This is a genomic window from Collimonas arenae (genome assembly GCF_001584165.1).
Classification (GTDB): Bacteria; Pseudomonadota; Gammaproteobacteria; order Burkholderiales; family Burkholderiaceae_D; genus Collimonas; species Collimonas arenae.
Genome location: NZ_CP013233.1, coordinates 4,421,711 through 4,441,467 on the forward strand (window position 1 = coordinate 4,421,711; position 19,757 = coordinate 4,441,467).

The following is a 19,757-nucleotide window of genomic DNA, read 5'->3' on the forward strand; positions in this document are numbered from 1 at the left end:
AGCGGCGTGCCAGCTCGGGACTGGCTACAAATCAACATGGCTTGGGCGGGGACAACCCGCGGACAATCGCCACCAACAGGTGATTAAATCTGTCAGCGCTAGCAAGCATATAGAAATAGTTTCTTTTTGTCAATGCCAATTTAGCGCGGGTTAATTTATGTTGCAACCATCTCGCTCATCCGCTGACTGGCATCCGCCGTACCTACCTCACACTTTAAGTTGCCTACTTATATGTTCTTATCTGGCGGCCTATAGAAATGGTCCTGACGGCGTATAGGACGGCCGGTCTGATGGTCGACGGCAACCTCTCTGCGTGTCAGTACAAATGTTTACTTAAAACAATTAGTAAACAAGCCTATGCCTGGCGCCATCTTTCCGATGTACGAAACAAAATAGGCTGGATAGAATGTTTTTAAGATTGAAAATTTGGCAATTTAATAAACATTCTGGAGAGCTTTATGAAGGAAGGCCAAGCCAAGGTGCTGTCGGAGACAGAATTCAGGCGCGTAGTAAATTTAGTCAAAAAGAAGGCGCATGCAAAACGGAATATCGCATTGCTCTATTGTTCGTTTGGACTCGGACTACGCGCCAAAGAAATGGCATCGCTAAAAGTGAAGCATGTCCTCGGCATCGATGGCGAGTTGCTGGAAGAAATCAACCTCGATAGTTCGATGACCAAAGGCCGGAAACAGCGTCATGTTTTTTTAACGAACTCTCGGGTCATCGACGCCTTCCGTTACTATTTGCATGACCGGCAAAAGCAAGAAGGAATTTTGTTCAACTACGATGCTGCGCTGTTCCTATCGCAGAAAGGCGATGCGTTTTCGCCGAACACTCTGCAACAGCTATTTCATCGCATGTTCCGAGAGGCCCGATTACAGGGAGCATCAAGCCATTCTGGGCGCCGATCATTCGCGACAGCATTGATAGAAAAAGGGATAGACATCAAAGCAGTCTCGACGTTGATGGGGCATTCCAGTATCGCCATGACAGCGAAGTATGTTCAGGATAATCCAGTGCGATTGAAACAGATATGCACTGATTTATTCTAATCATTCGATGCCATCACTGTCGAAAGGTAGCCTGAACTTTCAAATTCAGGACAGCTAATATTTCAGATCTTAGGCACCGAAAAATTTTATCAAAGTGCCGATAATACTAGAAAAATTCGAGCCAATAGCGCTTGCCTTTTCCATCTTTTCAATGCCGCTAACAGCTGCCACGTCATTTGCATTTGATGTGTAGAAATTTACAGTCCCAATGTGACTAGCTAACAGAGAATTTTTTGGTTGCTCTGACTCCACCGCATTTTCTTTTTTTTCTGAATTTCTGGGAGCGTAACGTTCTTTTGAAACAAGGAAGGTGTTAGCTTGAAGATTGTCATATGCAAGCTCACCCCCTAGCTCAACGGTTCTTAGAAGGCGTTGCAATTCCGCGTCAATGCGAATTGCAATTGAGGCATACATTTCATGGCTGATTTTATTTTTTTAACCTCGCTACGCCAGGTATATAAATCGACAGGGTTATCGAAAGAATAGAGGATATCAAAACCGATATGAAAGAAACGCTCTTGCGCGGTTTTTCCCAAGGCGATGAGACATGAATGGGCCTCTATCGCAAGATCACATAGTTTGTTATCCCAGTTTAAAAAAATCTGATTTTCCTCATAGCTTTTCGGAAAATCCTTAATAAATTCATGGCAATATTTGTTGTGCGCCGCTTGCAGCGCATTGATCAGCTCAAGTTTGTTCATTTATTATCTCGCGTCGATTTTGACGCAGTGACTACCCGCGGTCGCACTCACGAGGTATATTCTTCATTCCCTCAACTAGTTTCCACGTACCAGTGTATGCAATCGGAAAAATTAACTTGAATAACTAATGCTAGTTCAGGTTTTCCTTTACGATTGATAGTAAAGGCGCAATATGAATATTGCTGCCACCACGCCAACAAACGTTGATACACCAACAACAGCGCCGATCAGCAATCTTCCACGAGCAAACATTCCCTCTTCGCTCAGATATTTATTGGAAAATACGTAGAACGAATTAAGTGGTGGCGCATCCCCAAGAGATGCCCCATTCTTTGGCGATAAAACCATTTTAATAAAATAAACAATGGATACTAGCCACGAAATCCCGCCAATAACTGCGAGAATAGTTATCCAACCAAATAACATACTGAATATAATTGGAGCTTCTGGCATCTCCGCTAACGCCTTACTATAGAAAAGCGACGAAACAACTACAAATACAATTAGAAAAATTGCAATCAGCAACATAATTTTTCCGGCCATAGTTGTTTTTTTTACTTGCATGGCGATGCTCCTTGTACAACTGAAACCACATTACTTATACCCACAGTGCAGGTAGTCATCAAAGTGGTCGACGCTGTTCCTCCAGGTACTGCCGGAATACCTCTGATACCCAAATTATATGCGCCACCAGCTACTTGCCCGTTAGTAATAACTGTCGTTCCTGAGGCGCCCACACCACCAAAATCAACACCCAAATTAATGTTCGTAGATTGCCCTCGCAAATCTGCTGCAGTACCTTTGTTCGCACCCAACGCAATGCTGGCCGAGGGATCAAAACCAAAACCTTTGCCATATGTCCAGTAACTGCCCGTATCAAATGTATTTTGGCCGAGGGTAAGGTATACCCCCGCTCCAGCTGAAACACCATAACCTACAACTATTGTCCCGTTAGGGCCAACCGTAAATGTTAATGGCTGCTTAGATGGGTTGCTTGGCAACCCTGTCGAATATTCGCCAGTATTCCAGCCCGCCGCAAACGGATTAACGTATGGTTGAGGCACTGCACCTGGCGTTGCCACATTACTCCACGTGTACATACTACCGCCATTAGCTTGAATAAAATTTCTCAGATCTGCCGGCGGTGTTTGCAGCATTGCTGAATTTTGCGCCAGAGAATTATTCCCTTTCCCATCGCCTGTCAGCACCATTCCGGTAGTGTCATAGATAGCGCTTGCCGGTGTGTTTGAGTTCAATGGCACAACAGCCGTACTTAGGGTTGTCTCACCCAGTTGGATATTATTCGCCGCGCGTAATGCATTCTCAAAATCTCCTGCCGTATACGCCGACCCGTCAGACTTCACCAATCCTTGTGCATTGGCCTTATCTGCGAGTTGTTTCGCCAATGTTTTTTCTTTAGCCTTGCTATCTTCATGCAATTGGCGATTGTTTTGGTCCGCAATCAATCCAACATTCGCGCCAGTCGTAGCACCCTGCGTGCCACCGCCAGCCAGCATGCCTGAAGCAGCCCCAACCAAAGTCGCACCCAGATTCATCATGTCGTTGAAGGCTTGCGAACCAGGTTTATAGCCTTGGCTGACCAGATAATCGCTCATAATTGGCACCATCGCTTCATGCGTCATTCCAGCAATAGCACCAGCGGCAGCGCTACCGCCGCCGATTTTGGCTTCGATCAATCCGACGATCCCGTGCAAGGCGATCTTTTCCGGGGAACCGTCTGGCCATTTTCCTTGTGCCATATCGCCGACCATACCGGCCAACGTCGCACCAACTAGCCCTGCAGCACGCTGATTCTCTTGCGCTTTCTGCTGTTGTGCCTGCAGATCCTGCGCTTGCTGCAGAGTCAAGGTGTTCGCCAGCGACTGATTCGCCGTAGCCGCATCGCGGCTGGTCAGCGTCGTTGCGTTCGCCTGGCTCTGCGCATCTTTCGCACCGTCGCCGGTACCAGTGATGGTGACATTGGCCGGACTGATCACGCTGTTGGTGCTACTGGTCTGATCACCGCTCTTTGGCATGCCGATACCGCCGTTCAGATTACCCAACACATTATTCATGACATTGCTGGCGATGCTACTGGTCGAGGCACTGGCACTGACGCTCTGCGAATCAGTATGTTGCGTGTTCGTCAGATCGCTATAGGTCAAGCTGGCCGTCTGCAGGCTGTTTTTGTCAGGCGTGGCCGTGCTGGTGATGGCTGCGCCTTTCAGGTCGGTATTGCCCTTGACCTTGATATCGAAGCCATCGCTGCCAGCAACGATGCCGCTTTGTCCGACCGCGCTCTGATAGTTGTGATCAACTGATTGCTTTGCATAGCTGACACTGCCGCTTACCATTTGTCCGACACAGATCGGCGGAACGCAGATACTCAGACTGAAGCCACCGCTTTCCTGCTTGCTGTCGAAGTTGCTGACGTTTTGCAGGGTCCAGATATTGAGATCACCGCCCACATCTGCAGTCACCTTGTTGCCGGCCAGTTGCGCGCCCTTCATGTTGAGATCGCCGCCGCTCTTAACGCTCAACTGATTGGTGGCGCTGATCTGCGTGTTGTCGTAGGTGGTTTCGGTGCCGTTGGCATGGCCCTTCGAAACCGATGCACCAATCTGGAAACTCAAGCCGGTCTGCTGACCGTTGGAGCCGAGCGTGGCGCCGATACCGGCACTGCTGCCGCTATTGGAAGATTGCAGATCGGCGGTGCTCTTGGCTGCGCTCAGGTTAATATTTTTAGCGGCATCAAGACTGATGTCTTGCGCCTGCAGCTTGGCGCCTTCCATATTGATATCGCCCTCTCTGGCGGCGATATCAATGCTACCGGCTTGCGCCGTGGTGCCGCGTGCCTGGGTGGCGCTATTCTTGCTGTCCTGCTTGCTTTGGCTCGTGCCGAGATTGACGCTGATGCCGAAGCCCGCACCCGCACCTGCATTGGCGGGATTGTCCTTTCCGACCAGACCATCCTGCGTTGCGCCGACGCTATTCTGGACAGCGTTGCCTACACCGGGAAGAGCACCGGCAAGTTTGTAAGCGTCATAGCCCGCTTTCAAGGCCAGCGCGCCCTTGAGGCGGTCATTGCTGGTGTTCTGACGTTCGGTCGCCATATCCCCTATGTTGGTGAGCGCACCGCCGATAGCACCCGTTAAACTGCTGCCCAAGGTGACGCTGTGGGTCTCAGCATGGAACTGACTATTGCTGCTGTCCTGGATTGCCTGCAAATCAACGGCATTACCGCCGATGCTGAGCTTGTCCTTGGCAATGAGTTCCGCACCCTGGGTGGTCACGTTACCCTGTCCGGTGCCCTTGTATTGTTTGTCCAGTCCGGCTTGCATGTTCAGATTACCGCCATTGGCCGAGATCAGGCTGGTGCTCTGCGTCGTGCTGTTGCCGGTGCCGTTTTGTTCCGCGCTAGTCTGACTGTAATTCGTGAAGCGGAAGTTGGCGCCGCCCATGACACCGATGCTGGTGCCGCTGCTGTGACTGTCGCTCTGCGAAGTTTGTGTATTGGCAGCAGCCAGCACGTTGATATTGCGTCCGGCGTTAATGCCGATGTTTTGATCAGCGGTCACGGCGCTAGCGGTAATGGTAGTGTCGCGCCCGCTGCTGGTGTGCACATTGGCGCCGCTGACGTCGCTGCCGATCTGGTTGACGCTCGTACCATTCTGGTGCTGATCCTGCGCATTGCTGCCGAAGCTGACGCCAGTCAATACGCTACCGGAGAAACCGGATTTCTTTTCTTCAGCGGAGAAGCTTTGCTGACTAGTCTGCTGCGCACTGACGATATTCAAATCGCGCCCAGCATTGATATTCAAATCGCTCTTGGCGATCACCTGGCTGCCTTGCACGGTGGTATCGCGGCCGGACTGGATAGCAATGCCGTCGCCGGTGAAACTGCTGCCGATGGCGTCTGTGGTGTGCAGGTTCTGTTGCGAACGGCTGGATGACGAGGAGAACATGCCGCTGGAAGTGGTATGAATCGCCCGGTCAGCTGTTGTTTCCTGCTGCGCAGTACCGATATTCACATCGCGTCCAGCCACGGCGGTCAGCTGACCGCCGGCATTGGCCGTGGCTGCTGCAGCATTCAAATCTTGCCCTGCGACCAACGACAGTTTACCGCCGGCGTTGATCGCCGTGCCGTTGACTTGGGTCTGATTCAGGTACAAATGGTTATCGCTGTTGTAGGCGACGTTATAGCTGCTTTGGGTATTCACCGCCTTGAGGTTCAGATCCCGCCCTGCCGACAATACCGCGTCGCCGGTGGTATTGACTGCAGCAGCAACCAGATTGACATCGCGCCCGCCTGGATCGACAACTGATCGGCGGTCACGCTCGCCACCCGGCCCAGCACCGTGTTCGTACCCTGCACGCTGGTGGCCGAAATAGCATCGGTGCCCATCGTTACATCGCGTCCGGCTAGCACGCCGACACGGTGGCCGGAAATACTGCCGCCATTGTTCAACACGTCGTTCTGCGCCACCAGGATGGTCGTGCCGTCTTTCCCTGTGCTGCGGATATCGCCGGTATTGGCAATGTCCGTCGCCTGAATAATCATGTTGTTGGAGGCCTGCAGCGTGCCGCCGTTTTTCAACGTCCCGTTGATGGTCAGATCGATGTCTTTACCGGAGATCAACGCGCCAGTCGGCGACAAATCACCGGCATCGGCACGCGTCAGATACACGACCGGCGCCAGCACCTGCGCATGACTGCCATCGGGCAAGGTCACATCCTGATTGACCATCCAGACAATATCGGAGGTCAGCGAAGCCATTTGCGCATCGGTCAGCGCAATGCCTGGCGTCAGCTGGAACTGTTTAGCCGTAGCCACACCAGATACCATCAGCGCTTTGTATTCGTCTTCGTTACTGGCGTAGTCACCCAGGAAGCGCTTGCCGGTCAACTGAGCGACCTGGTCAGTGACTAACTTCTGTTCATAGAAGCCATCGCCCAGACGTTTTTCGGTGACCGCCGGATTCAAGCCAAGCAAGCCCAGCATGTAGTCGCTGGAAATGAAATTACCGTAATTCGTGAACTTCGGGTCAGTTTGGATCAGATACGGCTGCCCCGGCTGTGCGTGAACTGTGAACAGCTGGTTATTCGGTAAGACCAGATTCGGCAACGGCTGTGTAGGCGTGCCGAGAGTCTGATGACTGCCAGTCGTGGCGGTCACCTGGCCAGCGCTACCGCTGCCAGTGGCGACGGTTTGCGCACCACCACCGACACCAGTCGCCCCCACGCCACCGGCGACACTCCCAACCGATTTACCGCTGCCGGCGCCAACCGATAGACCGGACTGATTCGCGCCCACCAAGAGGCCGCCGAAGGTCGGCACAGCATTGCCGCCGACACCGTTACCGACAGCCTGGTTCGGGCCGGTCACGGGTTGGGTGTTTTGCTGTACGGTCCAGACCTGCAGGGCCAACGGGGTCGAAGGTAAGACGTTATCGTAGGCAGCGCCGTTATTGACGAGATCGTAGTGGTTCTGATGCGGATGGCCGTCGACGTAGTGATAGTAATTTTCACCAGCAGTCATGTGCTGAACGGTGTCTGTGGTCCCTGTCGCACCGATATTGTTGATGGAACCAGTTGTGCCGCCCAAGGTGCCGCCGGCAATGATCGTGCTTTTATCGTTGGTGACATTACCGGACAGAGTCATATTGCCGGCCGAGCTAATCTTGCCAGGGTCACTGCTGGTGACGACTGTTTTAGATACTTCCTGGGTGTAGTCTTTTTTAGAGAATTTTTCGTAACGGCCGCCCATCGGATCAATCAGCACGACGCCACCGTCGCCACTGTCTCCCCAAGTCACTTGATTCGGTGTATACCAAATGGTCGGGTCATACCACGGATTGTATTCGGTCACGTGCGTAGTTTGCGTCGGATCGACCTGCTGAGTCGTCGAAAAATGATTATTCTGGTTCGTCAAAGATGCCGTTTGCAGGAATAATGCGCCGCCGGAATCGATGGTCGCCGAACTGTTCAGAATGCTGGCGGCACTACCAGTCACATTGTTGTTGGCATCGAGCGCGCCGCCCAGGGCCATGTCGCTCAGGCTCTGGATAAGCGCGTGTTCGCGGTTGGTGATCTGTTGCGCGCCGATCTGCAGCGTGTTGCGCGAAGCGATCACGCCGGCCTGATTGGTGGTCGTGTCGACATCGTTGGTCAGCGTTTGCGCACCGATGGCAATATCGCCGCCGTAAATCCGACCGGTGTTGGTCACGGCATTGGACGAATGGATGACGGTCTCGCCATTGCCGGCATTGATGAGGCCGGTGCTTTGATTGTCGACATTGGCTGCATTCAAGGTCAGATTGCGCACCGCCTCCAGATTGCCGGTATTGGTCAAGTTGCCGGTGATCGACAAGGTTAAATCGCGGTTGGCGGCCAACAGGTTGCTTGTCGCCATATTGGCATAGTCGCCCTGCAGGCTGATCGCCGCATCCTGTCCAGCCACCACTTTACCGTTACCGGTCAGGGTCGGCGCCGTCAGTGCCAGGTTATGATCGCTAGCTATGGTCCCCGCCGCATTATTGAAATTACTAGCGGTCGACAATGCAATATCGCCGCCGGCGCCGGCGGTCGTCGCAATCAAACCGAAGGTGTTGTCGACGCTAGCCACCGCCACATTGATATTACCCGTCGCACTGACCACACCGCCGACGTTGGTGACCGCCGCACCAGGTTGATTCAATTGCAGGTTTTTACCAGCAAACAGCTTGCCGGCATTGTTGTTGACCGTGCCACCCTGGTTCAATGTCAGATTACCGGCAGCGATCACCTGGCCACCGCTGCTGTTATCCAGATTGGTACTGGTCAGCGCCACATCGCCGTTGCCGCCGATGGTGCCCATATTGGGCGTATTGGCGGCGTTAGTGTTCGTGATCTGGCTGCCGCCATTGATGTTAGTCAAACCAGTGCCGCTGTTGGCGATGCGGCCCGAGGTATTGTCCAGGCTGGAGCCAGAGACCGTCATGGTCGCCGTGCTGCCATTGGCCTCGATACGGCCATTGGCATTGACGACCGCACCGTTGGCGGTCGCGCTCAGGTTGCTGCCGCTCTGGATCACGCCGTAGGAATTGGTCAGCTGGCCGTTCGCTTGCAGCGTCAGCGCATCTTTCGCATACAAAGTGCCGCCCGTGTTATCGACCGGACCAGCGTTGATATCGACGTCGCCAGCACTGCCGATAAAACCGCCGACGCCATTGGCGACACCGTTGCTGATACCTTGCGCAGCCGTGATCGAGAGCGGCGCACCGCCCAGACTCTGGACAGTGCCCGCAGCATTATTGAGGCTGTTCGCGCTGAGCGTGAGGCCGGACTGCGTGCCTTCTATTTTTCCACTCGTGTTGTCGACGGCCCCTGCCGCATTGACAGTCAGCTGGCTGCCGCCCAGATAACCGCCGGCGCTGTTGTTGATATCGCCCTGGGTGGCGGCGATGGTCGTGGCTTTCTGACCAAAAATACTACCGCCCTGGTTGGTAATACTGAGCGCGCTGACATTCGTCAGTCCGTTGCCGCCAATGCTGCCCTGCTGGTTCTGCAAGACGCCACTAGCGGCGGTGACGGTCAACGTTCCGCTGCCCGCCAGCGCAATGGTACCGCCGGCGTTGTTCAGGGTCTGCGGCGTCAGCGTCAGATCCGCGCTATTGGTTTGAATGACACCACCGGCGCTGTTGTCGAGCGCATTGGCGACAGCAATAACATTGGTGCTTGTGCCAAATTGGGCGATCTGCCCCGCTTCATTCGTCAGGTTCGTGCTGTGGATTGTCAGCTGGTCGGCGGTAATTTTACCGCCGCTGTTGTTCAACTGTGGAATCGTGAGCGCGACAGTCGACGCATCGATCACACCGGCGTTGTTGACCATTGTTCCCGCGTTGGCTTGCAACGCATGGCCGGCAGCGAGGCGACCGCCGCTGTTGTCAAACGTGCCGCTGACATTCGTGGTCAGATTATTGTTGGCAGTGATACTGCCAGCGTTGGTCGCATTCGCGGCAGATACCGCTACATTGCCATTGCCGCCGATCACGCCAGCGGCGCCATTGGTCAACTGGCCGGTGCTGGTGAGCGTCAAGCCGCTGGCGTCGAGCGACACCATATGACCGGCGCTGTTATCGATGCTGCCTGCATTCACTTGTAAAGCGTTGGCAGCCTGGACAGTTCCCTGCACGTTGTTAAGCGCGCCAGCGACGTTCAATGTCTCGCCAGCATTGGCCGTCAGTTTCCCGGCCTGGTTATTGACGCTGCCAGCGGTCACAGCCAGCTGGCCATTCGTGGCGATACTGCCGTTTTGATTCTGCACCGCACCGCTGCCGGTATTCACCGTCAGGGTGCCGGACCCCGCATGCGCAATAGTTCCGCCAGAATTGTTCAACGTCTGCGGCGTCAGCGTCAGGTCGGTGCTATTGGTTTGAATCAGGCCGCCCGCACTGTTGTCCAGCGTAGCGGCGACATCGATCACGTTGGCGCCCGTGCCGAACTGCAGCAGTTGACCCGCTTCATTGGTCAGATTCGTGCTATGGATCGTCAGCTGGTCCGCGCTGACTTTGCCGTGAGAATTGTCCAGCTGCGCAACGGTCAACCCGACGTTGGCCGCATCGATAGCGCCAGCGTTATTTTTCAGCGCCGCCGCATTGGCTTGCAGCGTCTGTCCGGCGGCAAGATGGCCGCCGCTGTTGTCGAGCAGGCCGCTGACGTTGGTGGTCAGATTATTGGTGGCGGTGATCTGGCCGCTGTTGCTCGCGTTCGCCGCCGTCACGGATACGTTGCCGTTACCGCCAATCACGCCTCCTGCCACACCGCCTGCCGTCGTGCCCGCCGCATTGGTGAGTTGACCGGTGGTGGACAGTGTGAGGCCACTGGTGTCAAGGGACGTGATCCGGCCGGCACTGTTATCGATGGCGCCCGCCTGCACGGTCATGCCTGTGCCCGATTGCAATATGCCCTGGTTATTGGCGACGTTGCCGGTTATTTGGAAATTTTCGGCACCGGCGGCGATCACTTGACCGCGCTGATTATTCAAACTCGATGCATTGACGGCCAGCTGGCCGCCAGTCGCTATGTTACCGGCGACGTTGCTCAGTGCGCCGCTGTTCACGGTCAAGGTGCCCGTGCCGGTCTGGTTGATCTGTCCCGCGTCGTTGGAAAGCCCCCGACTTGCAGGGTCGCGTTTTGCGCGGCGGTGGTGATCGCACCAGAACTATTGTCCAACAGGCCGCTGGTCGAAATACTGGTAGCGCCATTGCCCGATTGATTTAACGTGCCGCCATGGTTCGACAAGCTGGTGGAGGTGCTGGTCAACTGCGCGGCATTGATCACCGCAGCATCGTTGAGAATAGCTCCACTGGCGTTGAGACTCGCGCCGCCACCAGCCTGTAGATTACCGCCGGTATGGTTGATATCGCCGGCCCGCGCCGTCAACGCCACATTCCCCGCCGCGCTGGTGCTGGCATGCGAAATATCGAGGCTCGCGCCATTCATCGTCACATTCGCGCCGGCCACGTTCTGGCCGGTCGCGCTCAGGCTGCCTGCCGCCACCAGGTTGACACTACCAGGCTGGCTGGCCTGGTTGTTCGCATCAATGCCGGCACCCAGCACGCCAGTCGACGCGATACTGCCAGCGAATAAGGTCAAATCGCTTTTTGAAGCAATCGTGCCGGAGTTGGCGACCTGGTTGTCGCTGGAAACCAACACCGCTTGCTGACCATATACCGTACCGCTGTTGACGACGCCATCATGGCTGTGTATCGTCACTGAACCGACTGCGCTCGTTTGGCCGGCCAAGGTAATTTGGCCTTGGCTGTCCAAGCTCAGATCACCGGCCTGCGAGGCAATTCCACCCAGGCTCCTAACGCCGACGCCGTTTTCTGTGCCCACGAGGCGGATCTTGTTGGCATACATGCCGCCAAGCGAGGCAACGTCTATCGCCACGGTCGGCTTGTTATTGTCGCTCTGGATGGTCTGTACACCTAAATCAGCAAAATTGACTTGGTTCGTGCCCGTGATGACATTGAGCTGGTTAGCCCACAATTGCCCATTGATGGCGACGGATCGAGAAATTAAATCTGTCTGGTCCGTATTGGCTGCGTTGAGGCCGTTGATTTGAATATCACCACGCGTCACGCGAAACGCTTGCAGACTGCCATCGCCGCCAAAGACTGGCGCACCCGTACTGAGAACACCTCTGCTCGTATTGATCCAGCCACATCCGCTGCATGTGATGCCATTTTCGTTACTAATAATGACTTGCGCCTTCTGGCCCGCCACTTCCAGATAACCATTCAACTGGCTGCGGCTGCCCCCACCACCTCATTCAAAATGATGTTGGCGCTGCCGCCCGATAGATTGGGGTTGCCCTGAATTTGCCCTGCGAGCTGGGTTCCGACAACCACTCTGGAATTGTTCAGGACCGCGCCCTGGCTCCCCACTGAGAAGGAGTTAAATTGATTGTGCGACAAGCCGGTGGAATTCGGGCTGGCAATCTGCACCAAGGGAATGCCGCTGGCCGTTTGCGTCACGGTCGGACGTATGTTCGGCGCGGCATTCGGGTTGGCGACGATCTGAGCGTTGACCCCGCTGACACATCCGAACAGCGCTAAGACAGCAACGACCAGGTGCGCGAAGCGCATCAGCGGCGCATGAATCACGCCAGAACTGCTCGACTCACTACCGCTGCCCTTGGACTGATTGGAAATATTTTCTGCCACGACGACCAGAGCGTTACGTGGTTTGCTGAAAATCACGCGGAAATTTTGCTTGTTCATTTTATTTTTCCAATGCAGGGAATTTGAATCTGCAGCACTTAATATTGATAGGTCAAGTTGAAGCCAACAGCAGGCATGGCGGTATTGAAACCTTGCGGCTTGTATAGCGCCCAACTGGAAAACACGTCATAGCTCAAACCATAGAAGCCGCCGCGCAAGCCAAGGGCAGCGCCGGCCAGCTTATTGCCGAGCAAACCAGAATTACCCGCTCTATCGGCTGTCTGCGGCCAACCGGCAACACTAGGTCCGTAGACTTGTCCATAGTCGAGGCCGACATAGGCAGATTGGCCGCTATTAGCGATTGGCAGATTCAGTTCATTGCGCAGATAAAATCCGCGTTCAGCGGCCAGGGTCAGCTCTCCATCGAAACCGCGCACCGTGTATCGGTTGCCGATGCTGAATTGATCCGCCAGGATGAGCTGCGAACGCGAGGTTTGACCGTGCAGTGTGCCAATGTAGGTCACCGGCTGATCAGCGATCTTGAACGGTACGCTCAAGGTGGCGTCGATGGTCTGCAAGGTGTAGTGCAGGTTATTGGTGGTGGGATTTTCTTGTCCGGCGAGATCCTTCAAATACGTCTGACCGTTGAACCAATTCACACCCCATCTGTTAGCTATCGACAGATCCAGTTGCGCGCTGCCGAAGTAATGGGTGTGCACCCAAGCCAGCTCAGCGTAAGTGGTATCGCGGTTTTGCAACTGGATTTCGGCATCATCCACATAGGCATGGCTCCAGCGCTTGCCGACTTTGAATTGCCAGCTGTTCTTTTGCTGCTGGTCACGCTGGAACAGTTGCGAAATCTTCAGTTCCAGATTGCGCGATTTTCCGTGAGAAATAAATGGCTGACTCGCTTGCGCCACCGCTTGATGATAATCATAGGTGCTGCCCGAGACCGCGAAGTTCCAATATCCGAAAGGGATAGCGTAGTAAATATTGTTGCCGGTGGTGCCGCGCTGGCCAGCCTTGCGGTCAGCATCGGTGCTGATGCCGATATTGAACAGATCATTAAGTCCCAAGGGATTGTCGACGGCTAGATTCAGGCCCGCTTGCAGCTTACCGGTGCCCTTGGCGCCGCTGTCGTCCAGCGTGCCAGTCAGCTTCCACGGCGTGCTGCGCTTTACCGAAATCACCACATCGCTTTCACCAGGCGTATCGCCCGGCACGATCTGCATGTCCACATCCTGGCTCGGAACACGTTTCATCTGTTCCAGCCCTTGCTCCAGGTCGCGCAGATTGAGCAGCTTGCCGGGACCAGTCGGGAAAGCCGTCTTCCAAGTGCCGTACAGGCTCGGATCGCTAAAGCGAATCGCGTGGATCACACCAGGGATCAGCGTCAACGTGAGGGTGCCGGCGGCAATATCTTGTCCTGGAATACCCACACGCGTAGTGCTGTAGCCCGCTCTAAAATCCGGTTGGTCAGACGCTTGACGATCACGTTCAAGCCGTTTTTCCCAACACAAGCGCCATCGTAGCGCCGCAGGTAATCCTGAGCAAAGCGGAAGGGATCGTGCGGTAAATCACTGGCGCCGACAGCACGGACCGATGGCGATAACTGCGCCGGCACATCCAGGACGAATTGATGAATGGTAAAACAAGGAGTTTCGGCCGGCAGAGCTAGGCTGTCTATGTCCTCCGCTGGCGTAGCGGCTTGCAAAGTGACGTTCGGCGCCTGCAACTGGCGCTGCCTCTCCTGCGCTTCAGCCTGGCTGCGGCGGCGCTGTTCTTCACTATCGGGCGTTTGCACCGATTGGGCATGCAAGTTGGGTATGGCGCCGGCCAATAGCAAAGCCAGGCTAACGCCCTTGGCAAAGCCGTACGGATTCCCCTTACGTCTAAAACGCTTCCCCATTTCCACTGCTTTCCTGTTGTTTTTGTTTGGAAAGAGAGAGTGTGAGAGAACTTGAATGTTATTTGCTGGTTAACGACAGGAATTTGCCAAAGTTCACCTTTGTGGTTGCAATAAAACAACGATTGCCATAAGGGAATAGGCCTTACAGGCTATCGGCAACCAAAAAAATCCATAGAAATGCAGCAAAAAACGCGTTATTTTGCGTCACGTTGATGTAGTCGATTGCCCGCGACCCCCACGTGCCTTGGACGCTTTGCATTTTGGCGAGTTTGGAGGCGTATCCAGAATTGACGGTGCTAACACTCGCCGTCTAGTATTTAACAGTATGGAATTGTGTTAGCACCATGCTGGGGGGCTGAATCTGGAATTTAAGAGTTGGCCGAGGCATCTCATGCTTGGGGGGCATATGCATTTTTCTAGTCCATCCTCTACTACATGCAGGTCCGATATCCTGTAATGACCTTTTTACATGATTTTCCCCAGAATGTTTATTTATTCTCTATAGAGCAATTTTTTAAATATTCTATCCAGGTGAACTTGCGTCAGACATCAACAGGGCGGCTCCAGGTATAGGCATGTTTACTAATTGCATTTAGTAAATATTTCCTGCCGGTTGGGGGTAACTATGTACCAGACCAAAAGCTGACAATCGCAGGACGCCGCCAGGGACAATTTGGTAGGTGTGCCGATATGTTGCTGTCAGTGCGCGGCAGGTAGATGTCAGACGGTTATGCTCGTGCAGACAGCGAAGATTTTTGGGAAGATGAAAGTCAGGGCCATCAATTTAATGACATGGACGCCAGCTCAATGCTGCTGGACCCTGATCTACTTCAAGCGCATTAAGGTTTCCGCCACTGATCAGGCTTCCCCTTTGATGTATGCCGTACACGCTCAACGTGCGGCGCGACACCATTGTTCAGCTCGCGGGCGCGTTGGATTGCCTCTCCTTGAGTTGCCTTCACATCACTTGCTCGATCAGAGTTTGCTCGCCTGACGGCATAGTCACCCTGTTCACGTTGTTCAACGTACATTCTCTTGTCAGCCATTTCAATTTCCTTTCAATTTAAAGAAAATACTAGATGTAGTGCCGTGGCACTGTTTTCCACTATAGGTGGAAAATTCGGAAAGGCAAGAATTTTTTAGCACTCATGCGGCCAGAGTGCTAATACCTTGAAAATCGACTTCATTTCTGAGGTAACGACAGCAGATTATCGGTCTTTCGGCCATCCGCGACGGTTTGGACATACTTGATGCGCCCGTTATTGTGAACATGCACCCATGCGCCAGTGAGTTGAGGATTGCGGTCGGGGCACCATACCGAAAAATTGCCGTTCTTCTCAATGTAGGTAACCATTTCTTCCCGCGTGCAGTTACCACGCTCGGTTACATTTCCCGACTCATCAACCCTGTCCCACCAGAGGTGGCTGATGTGTTCATGCCCTGTGCCTCCCGCCATCCGGCGAGCCGTACATTTAACTGTTGTTGCCATGGTGAAGCCCTTTATGAAAGCGCCAAAAATGGAAAGTTCGGCATAGGCGCACTTTAAGTATCGGCCCAAAGAATTCACTTGTCAAGCAAAAAAATACGTCTACTCTGAACATTGTAAATGGAGGATTAGAATTGAAAACTGTACTTGGTGAAAAAATACGAGCACAGCGGAAACGATTGAAGTTGACGTTGGATCAGCTTGCTGAAAAAACAGGTTCCAGCAAGAGTTACATTTGGGAATTGGAAAATAAGCCAGTGGTACGCCCTTCGGCAGAAAAAATTACTCGCATAGCCGAGGTCTTCGGCGTCACTGTTGAATTCTTACTTGATGACGGTAAGCAAGACTTTGCGGAGTCGGATGCCGATCAGGTTTTTTTTCGGCGAATCTCGCAGCTAGATGCAACAAAACGAGCGCAACTAGAAAAATTTCTGAAAGCAATCGACGACGATGAGTGATCCGACCACGCCAGTTGCATGGGGTATTCAACTAGCCAAGCTCTGGCTGGCAAGTGGGCAAGGATTTCCTGTGCGCGTGAAGGATATCGCTCTCGAAGTTACGAAACAGAAGTTCCCTACTGATCCAGTCGGCTGTGTCGTGCCGCACGGGATTAGTGGAATCGATGGCATGCTGTCGAAGCGTCAAAAGCACAAGGACTGGTGCATATCTTACGACGAAGCTGTCACTGTTCCTGGCCGAATAAATTTTACGATTGCCCACGAGCTGGGACACTACCTTCTCCATCGCAAGGTACGCGATACGTTTCAGTGCGGTGTGACTGAGATGATGGACTATGGCAGCCTAGAATCTAAGCGGCTCGAATCACAGGCCAATACGTTTGCGTCATATCTGCTGATGCCGCGCAATGATTTCGACGATCAGATAAAAGGGCAAGAAATATCGTTTGAGCTGCTGGGACATTGCGCCGAACGCTACCAGACTTCGCTAACGGCTACGGCCTTGAAGTGGTTAGAGTTTACTGCTGAGCCTGCAATGCTGGTGGTGGCCGACCACGATGAATTTATTCGGTGGTCATTTTGCAGCCAGTCAGCTAAGCGACTCGGTGCATATAAGTCACCGGGCGAAATGGTTCCATCGTCGGCGCTCGATTATCTAAAAGAAAACACATCGAGTTCCCGTTCGCCACGGCGAGTGGAAGCTGGAGTGTGGCACCCTACGGAAGAAGCAATAGAATCGGCGATAGTGTCCGATCAATTCGAACAGTTAATTTTCTTAATTCGTTTTCCATGCGCGACAACTCCCGATCACGCGGAAGAGCCTGAGTCGGATGCGTTCACGGTGCTGTCAGAAAAATCCCAAAGATTAAACTGGAAGAAATGAATTATATTTTTCCACGTTTTGTAGATAAATTTTGAGTGAGGCAATCCAACCACATTGAAATTGAAGAGAAATCAGGAATATTTATGGAGTGGAATCTTTCGTACAAAAATTTCAAATTGTATGGCCCCGACCACCCGTCGGTGGACGTATTGAATTCACATTTTCAAACTGATGGCGCATGGCTAGTGTGGCTCACTTTAGAACAGCTCAGCCAGATTGTTGATGATCGCAGAATGTCAGTAAACATTGCAGAAATAGAGGCCGACGTTGTTGGGGACGTAAAATGGAATGGTCTTTTAGATTTTCTTGCATCAAATAAGTCTGTAGCACCTCCTTGGGCGACAATCATCGCCGATACTGAGAAACTAGGACCTGCACACGGGTTGCATAGATTTCAATACGCGATTTTTATGCAAATGAAATCTATCCCGGTAGTGGTAAATTTTGTGGATGCGCGCTTATTGAATTCTAAATTTGGGTGTCGTATTGAGAAAATGGCACCATAGCTTCTGTTTGTAAGCAGGTCTGCCTTTCGAGCGGCCATCTGCGACTTAACCCATCGGCAGAATCCATTGCTGTATTGCTAAATATGTGTATTTTAATTTGTCACTCACCAATAAAAGTGCGGCGTGGCCGCACTGAACCATAGGAAATTTACGAACTGGCGGGCGATTCAAAGTGCCGGACAACCCTCCTAATACTTAGAAAAGTTGCCCATCCTCCTCCGGAACGGCATCATCTGCGCCCCGGATTTGTGGCTCGTGAATTGCCTGCGCCTGCTGTTGTGCAAGCGCCACCCATTCTTGAACTAAACTTGGAAGGCGTTCAACCACCTCGTAACCGAACAGCACTTCGTCGACGTACCCCATATGCAGCATGTCAATGATTCGGCAAAGGTAGCTGCGACCCTTCACCCACCACGTAAAGTGCGCGTCCAGCGCCAGCATATGCTCTACGTTTCGCCCCTCATGCTCGCGCATTTCCTCTAATTCCATGCCATCTAAGAGCGTCTCGTACACCCCGTCCGCAACACGAGAGCCGAAAGTAGTTGTGTAGTAGTACTCCTTGATTTCCCAGAGCGCAACCGGGTTTACGACGCCAGGCAGCGCACCATCGACTCGCCGGGACAGTGTGCGAAGCGGCATAGCGCCTCTAGTGAATGTCGTCAACTGGCCAGGGTTGTAATTGAATCCGTCCAAGCCGGCCACGCTCTCGACAATCATGTTTACGATGGCTGTCAGGTAAGCGATTTTCTTCATCTCGCCAGACTGCTTGTTCATCGTCACACTGAGCTTCGGACGCAAACGCGCCTTCAATTCGTTGTAGACAGTTTCCGCGCGCGTCGCATCCATCAAACGCGGTTGAACAAAATTGTCCAACACGTCAGCACGATATGCAAAATATCGGCAGAGAACGACGCCACGCTCGGTCAGTTGTCCACCGTAAACCAGATGATCGCTCGAAAGTCCCAGCTTGCGAAACGCTGCTACAATCCCTGCTGCTGTCAAAGTCTTGATTACACCCGCGCCTCGGACGGTGTAGCCTTGTGCTTCCGATATACTACGGACATGGGCCCAGAAGCCTTTGTCCAATCCGATAAATTCCTTATTTGCTCGCAAAAGTGTCTCCTCAATGTCGAACTTGCTTGACCAACCACAGTCTACCGCTTTGACCTCGATGTTGTTGGTCGTCAACAGACCGCCCTCCCTCCGCTAAAGGGGCAACTGCTGAAGTGGATTGGTAACAAGCAGAAATTCGCGCTGGAGATATGCAGTTACTTCCCTAAGCTGTACGGCACGTATTTCGAGCCATTCATCGGGAGTGGAGCCGTCCTCGCAACTTTGGCGCCAAAAGTCGCTATTGCGGGCGACGTGTTTGCTCCCCTGATTCAGATTTGGCAGAAGCTGCATGACGACACCGAAGAGTTAATTCAGTGGTATGCCGAACGGCATGCCCTCATTGACGTCATGGGGAAGAAAGAAGCCTATGCAAAGGTGCTGGCGGACTACAACGCCAGTCCGAGCGGTGCCGACCTGCTCTTCTTGAGTCGAGTTTGCTATGGTGGCGTTGTGCGCTTCCGCAAATCGGACGGACATATGAGCACGCCATGCGGACCGCACCGTCCAATGCCCGTCGAGAACTTTGCCGACCGCGCTCACATTTGGGCTGCACGCACACGCGGCGCTCGCTTCATGCACGCGGACTTCGAAGAAACGATGAAGTTGGCCAAACCAGGCGACTTGGCGTATTTCGATAGCCCTTACGTGGACAGCCAGACTATTATTTATGGTGCACAGTCATTCAGCGTCGAGCGCCTATTCAAGGTCGTGGGCGACCTTAAGGCTCGCGGAGTGTACGTTGCAGTCAGTTTGGATGGAACGAAAAAATCCGGCGACCACAAAGTGTCCCTGCCAATTCCCGATGGGTTGTTCGAACGTGAGGAATTAGTTCACCTGGGCTCGTCGATGCTGAAACGCTACCAACTGAAAGATCAAACGGCCGAAGACCACCACGTGGTCGACCGCTTGCTGCTAACATATTGAAGAGCCCCGGCCCAGTGCC

Annotated in this window: 15 protein-coding genes and 1 pseudogene; 5 read left to right on the forward strand and 11 right to left on the reverse strand. The window is 53.3% G+C overall.

Annotated elements, in window-relative coordinates; genetic code table 11:
• Positions 1-458 precede the first annotated feature (458 nt).
• Complete coding sequence (locus CAter10_RS20260) at positions 459-1,052, forward strand: tyrosine-type recombinase/integrase (protein ID WP_061534864.1); 594 nt, start codon at positions 459-461, stop codon at positions 1,050-1,052.
• A gap of 69 nt (positions 1,053-1,121) precedes the next feature.
• Here CAter10_RS20260 and CAter10_RS22650 read toward each other — a convergent pair whose 3' ends face one another.
• The 10 genes and pseudogenes from CAter10_RS22650 to CAter10_RS20305 all read right to left on the reverse strand — a co-directional run bounded on the left by CAter10_RS22650 (position 1,122) and on the right by CAter10_RS20305 (position 15,857).
• Positions 1,122-1,466, reverse strand: coding sequence for a hypothetical protein (locus tag CAter10_RS22650; RefSeq protein WP_164840474.1), 345 nt, complete (start codon positions 1,464-1,466; stop codon positions 1,122-1,124).
• Positions 1,415-1,753, reverse strand: a complete 339-nt coding sequence (locus CAter10_RS20265; protein ID WP_061534865.1) for a hypothetical protein — start codon at positions 1,751-1,753, stop codon at positions 1,415-1,417. Before CAter10_RS20265 ends, CAter10_RS22650 begins: the two co-directional genes overlap by 52 nt.
• Before the next feature lie 147 nt (positions 1,754-1,900).
• The gene (locus CAter10_RS20270) at positions 1,901-2,317 is read right to left on the reverse strand and encodes a hypothetical protein (RefSeq protein ID WP_061534866.1); all 417 of its coding nucleotides are present in this window, start codon (positions 2,315-2,317) and stop codon (positions 1,901-1,903) included.
• The gene (locus CAter10_RS20275; RefSeq protein WP_061534867.1) at positions 2,308-6,006 is read right to left on the reverse strand and encodes a hemagglutinin repeat-containing protein; all 3,699 of its coding nucleotides are present in this window, start codon (positions 6,004-6,006) and stop codon (positions 2,308-2,310) included. The genes CAter10_RS20270 and CAter10_RS20275 overlap by 10 nt, the downstream gene beginning before the upstream one ends.
• A complete protein-coding gene (locus CAter10_RS20280; protein WP_164840475.1) occupies positions 5,985-10,853 on the reverse strand; it encodes a beta strand repeat-containing protein in 4,869 nt (1,622 codons plus the stop codon). Before CAter10_RS20280 ends, CAter10_RS20275 begins: the two co-directional genes overlap by 22 nt.
• A 2-nt stretch (positions 10,854-10,855) precedes the next feature.
• Positions 10,856-12,519 (reverse strand): annotated as a pseudogene (locus CAter10_RS20285) (two-partner secretion domain-containing protein).
• Between the two features lie 38 nt (positions 12,520-12,557).
• Positions 12,558-13,898, reverse strand: a complete 1,341-nt coding sequence (locus CAter10_RS20295; protein ID WP_236905419.1) for a ShlB/FhaC/HecB family hemolysin secretion/activation protein — start codon at positions 13,896-13,898, stop codon at positions 12,558-12,560.
• A complete protein-coding gene (locus CAter10_RS23830; RefSeq protein ID WP_236905421.1) occupies positions 13,853-14,368 on the reverse strand; it encodes a ShlB/FhaC/HecB family protein in 516 nt (171 codons plus the stop codon). The genes CAter10_RS20295 and CAter10_RS23830 overlap by 46 nt, the downstream gene beginning before the upstream one ends.
• Positions 14,369-15,207: 839 nt before the next feature.
• The gene (locus tag CAter10_RS24065; RefSeq protein ID WP_061534871.1) at positions 15,208-15,414 is read right to left on the reverse strand and encodes a DUF2188 domain-containing protein; all 207 of its coding nucleotides are present in this window, start codon (positions 15,412-15,414) and stop codon (positions 15,208-15,210) included.
• A gap of 137 nt (positions 15,415-15,551) precedes the next feature.
• Entirely contained in the window at positions 15,552-15,857 is a 306-nt protein-coding gene (locus CAter10_RS20305) for a DUF3892 domain-containing protein (RefSeq protein WP_061535482.1), read from the reverse strand.
• Between the two features lie 131 nt (positions 15,858-15,988).
• Here CAter10_RS20305 and CAter10_RS20310 point away from each other — a divergent pair, with 131 nt between their 5' ends.
• The 3 genes from CAter10_RS20310 (at position 15,989) to CAter10_RS20320 (ending at position 17,701) form a co-directional block, all read left to right on the forward strand.
• The gene (locus CAter10_RS20310) at positions 15,989-16,312 is read left to right on the forward strand and encodes a helix-turn-helix domain-containing protein (RefSeq protein ID WP_061534872.1); all 324 of its coding nucleotides are present in this window, start codon (positions 15,989-15,991) and stop codon (positions 16,310-16,312) included.
• On the forward strand, positions 16,305-17,195 hold the full coding sequence (locus CAter10_RS20315; RefSeq protein WP_061534873.1) for an ImmA/IrrE family metallo-endopeptidase: 891 nt from the start codon (positions 16,305-16,307) through the stop codon (positions 17,193-17,195). Before CAter10_RS20310 ends, CAter10_RS20315 begins: the two co-directional genes overlap by 8 nt.
• 83 nt (positions 17,196-17,278) lie before the next feature.
• Positions 17,279-17,701: a hypothetical protein gene (locus CAter10_RS20320; RefSeq protein ID WP_061534874.1), complete on the forward strand. Its 423-nt coding sequence runs from the start codon at positions 17,279-17,281 to the stop codon at positions 17,699-17,701.
• Positions 17,702-17,896: 195 nt separating this feature from the next.
• Here the strand turns inward: CAter10_RS20320 and CAter10_RS23185 are convergent, their stop codons facing one another.
• Positions 17,897-18,889: a DUF7687 domain-containing protein gene (locus tag CAter10_RS23185; protein WP_205630271.1), complete on the reverse strand. Its 993-nt coding sequence runs from the start codon at positions 18,887-18,889 to the stop codon at positions 17,897-17,899.
• Between the two features lie 42 nt (positions 18,890-18,931).
• Between CAter10_RS23185 and CAter10_RS20330 the strand changes: the two genes are divergently transcribed.
• A complete protein-coding gene (locus CAter10_RS20330; RefSeq protein WP_257722430.1) occupies positions 18,932-19,738 on the forward strand; it encodes a DNA adenine methylase in 807 nt (268 codons plus the stop codon).
• The last annotated feature ends 19 nt before the right edge of the window (positions 19,739-19,757 follow it).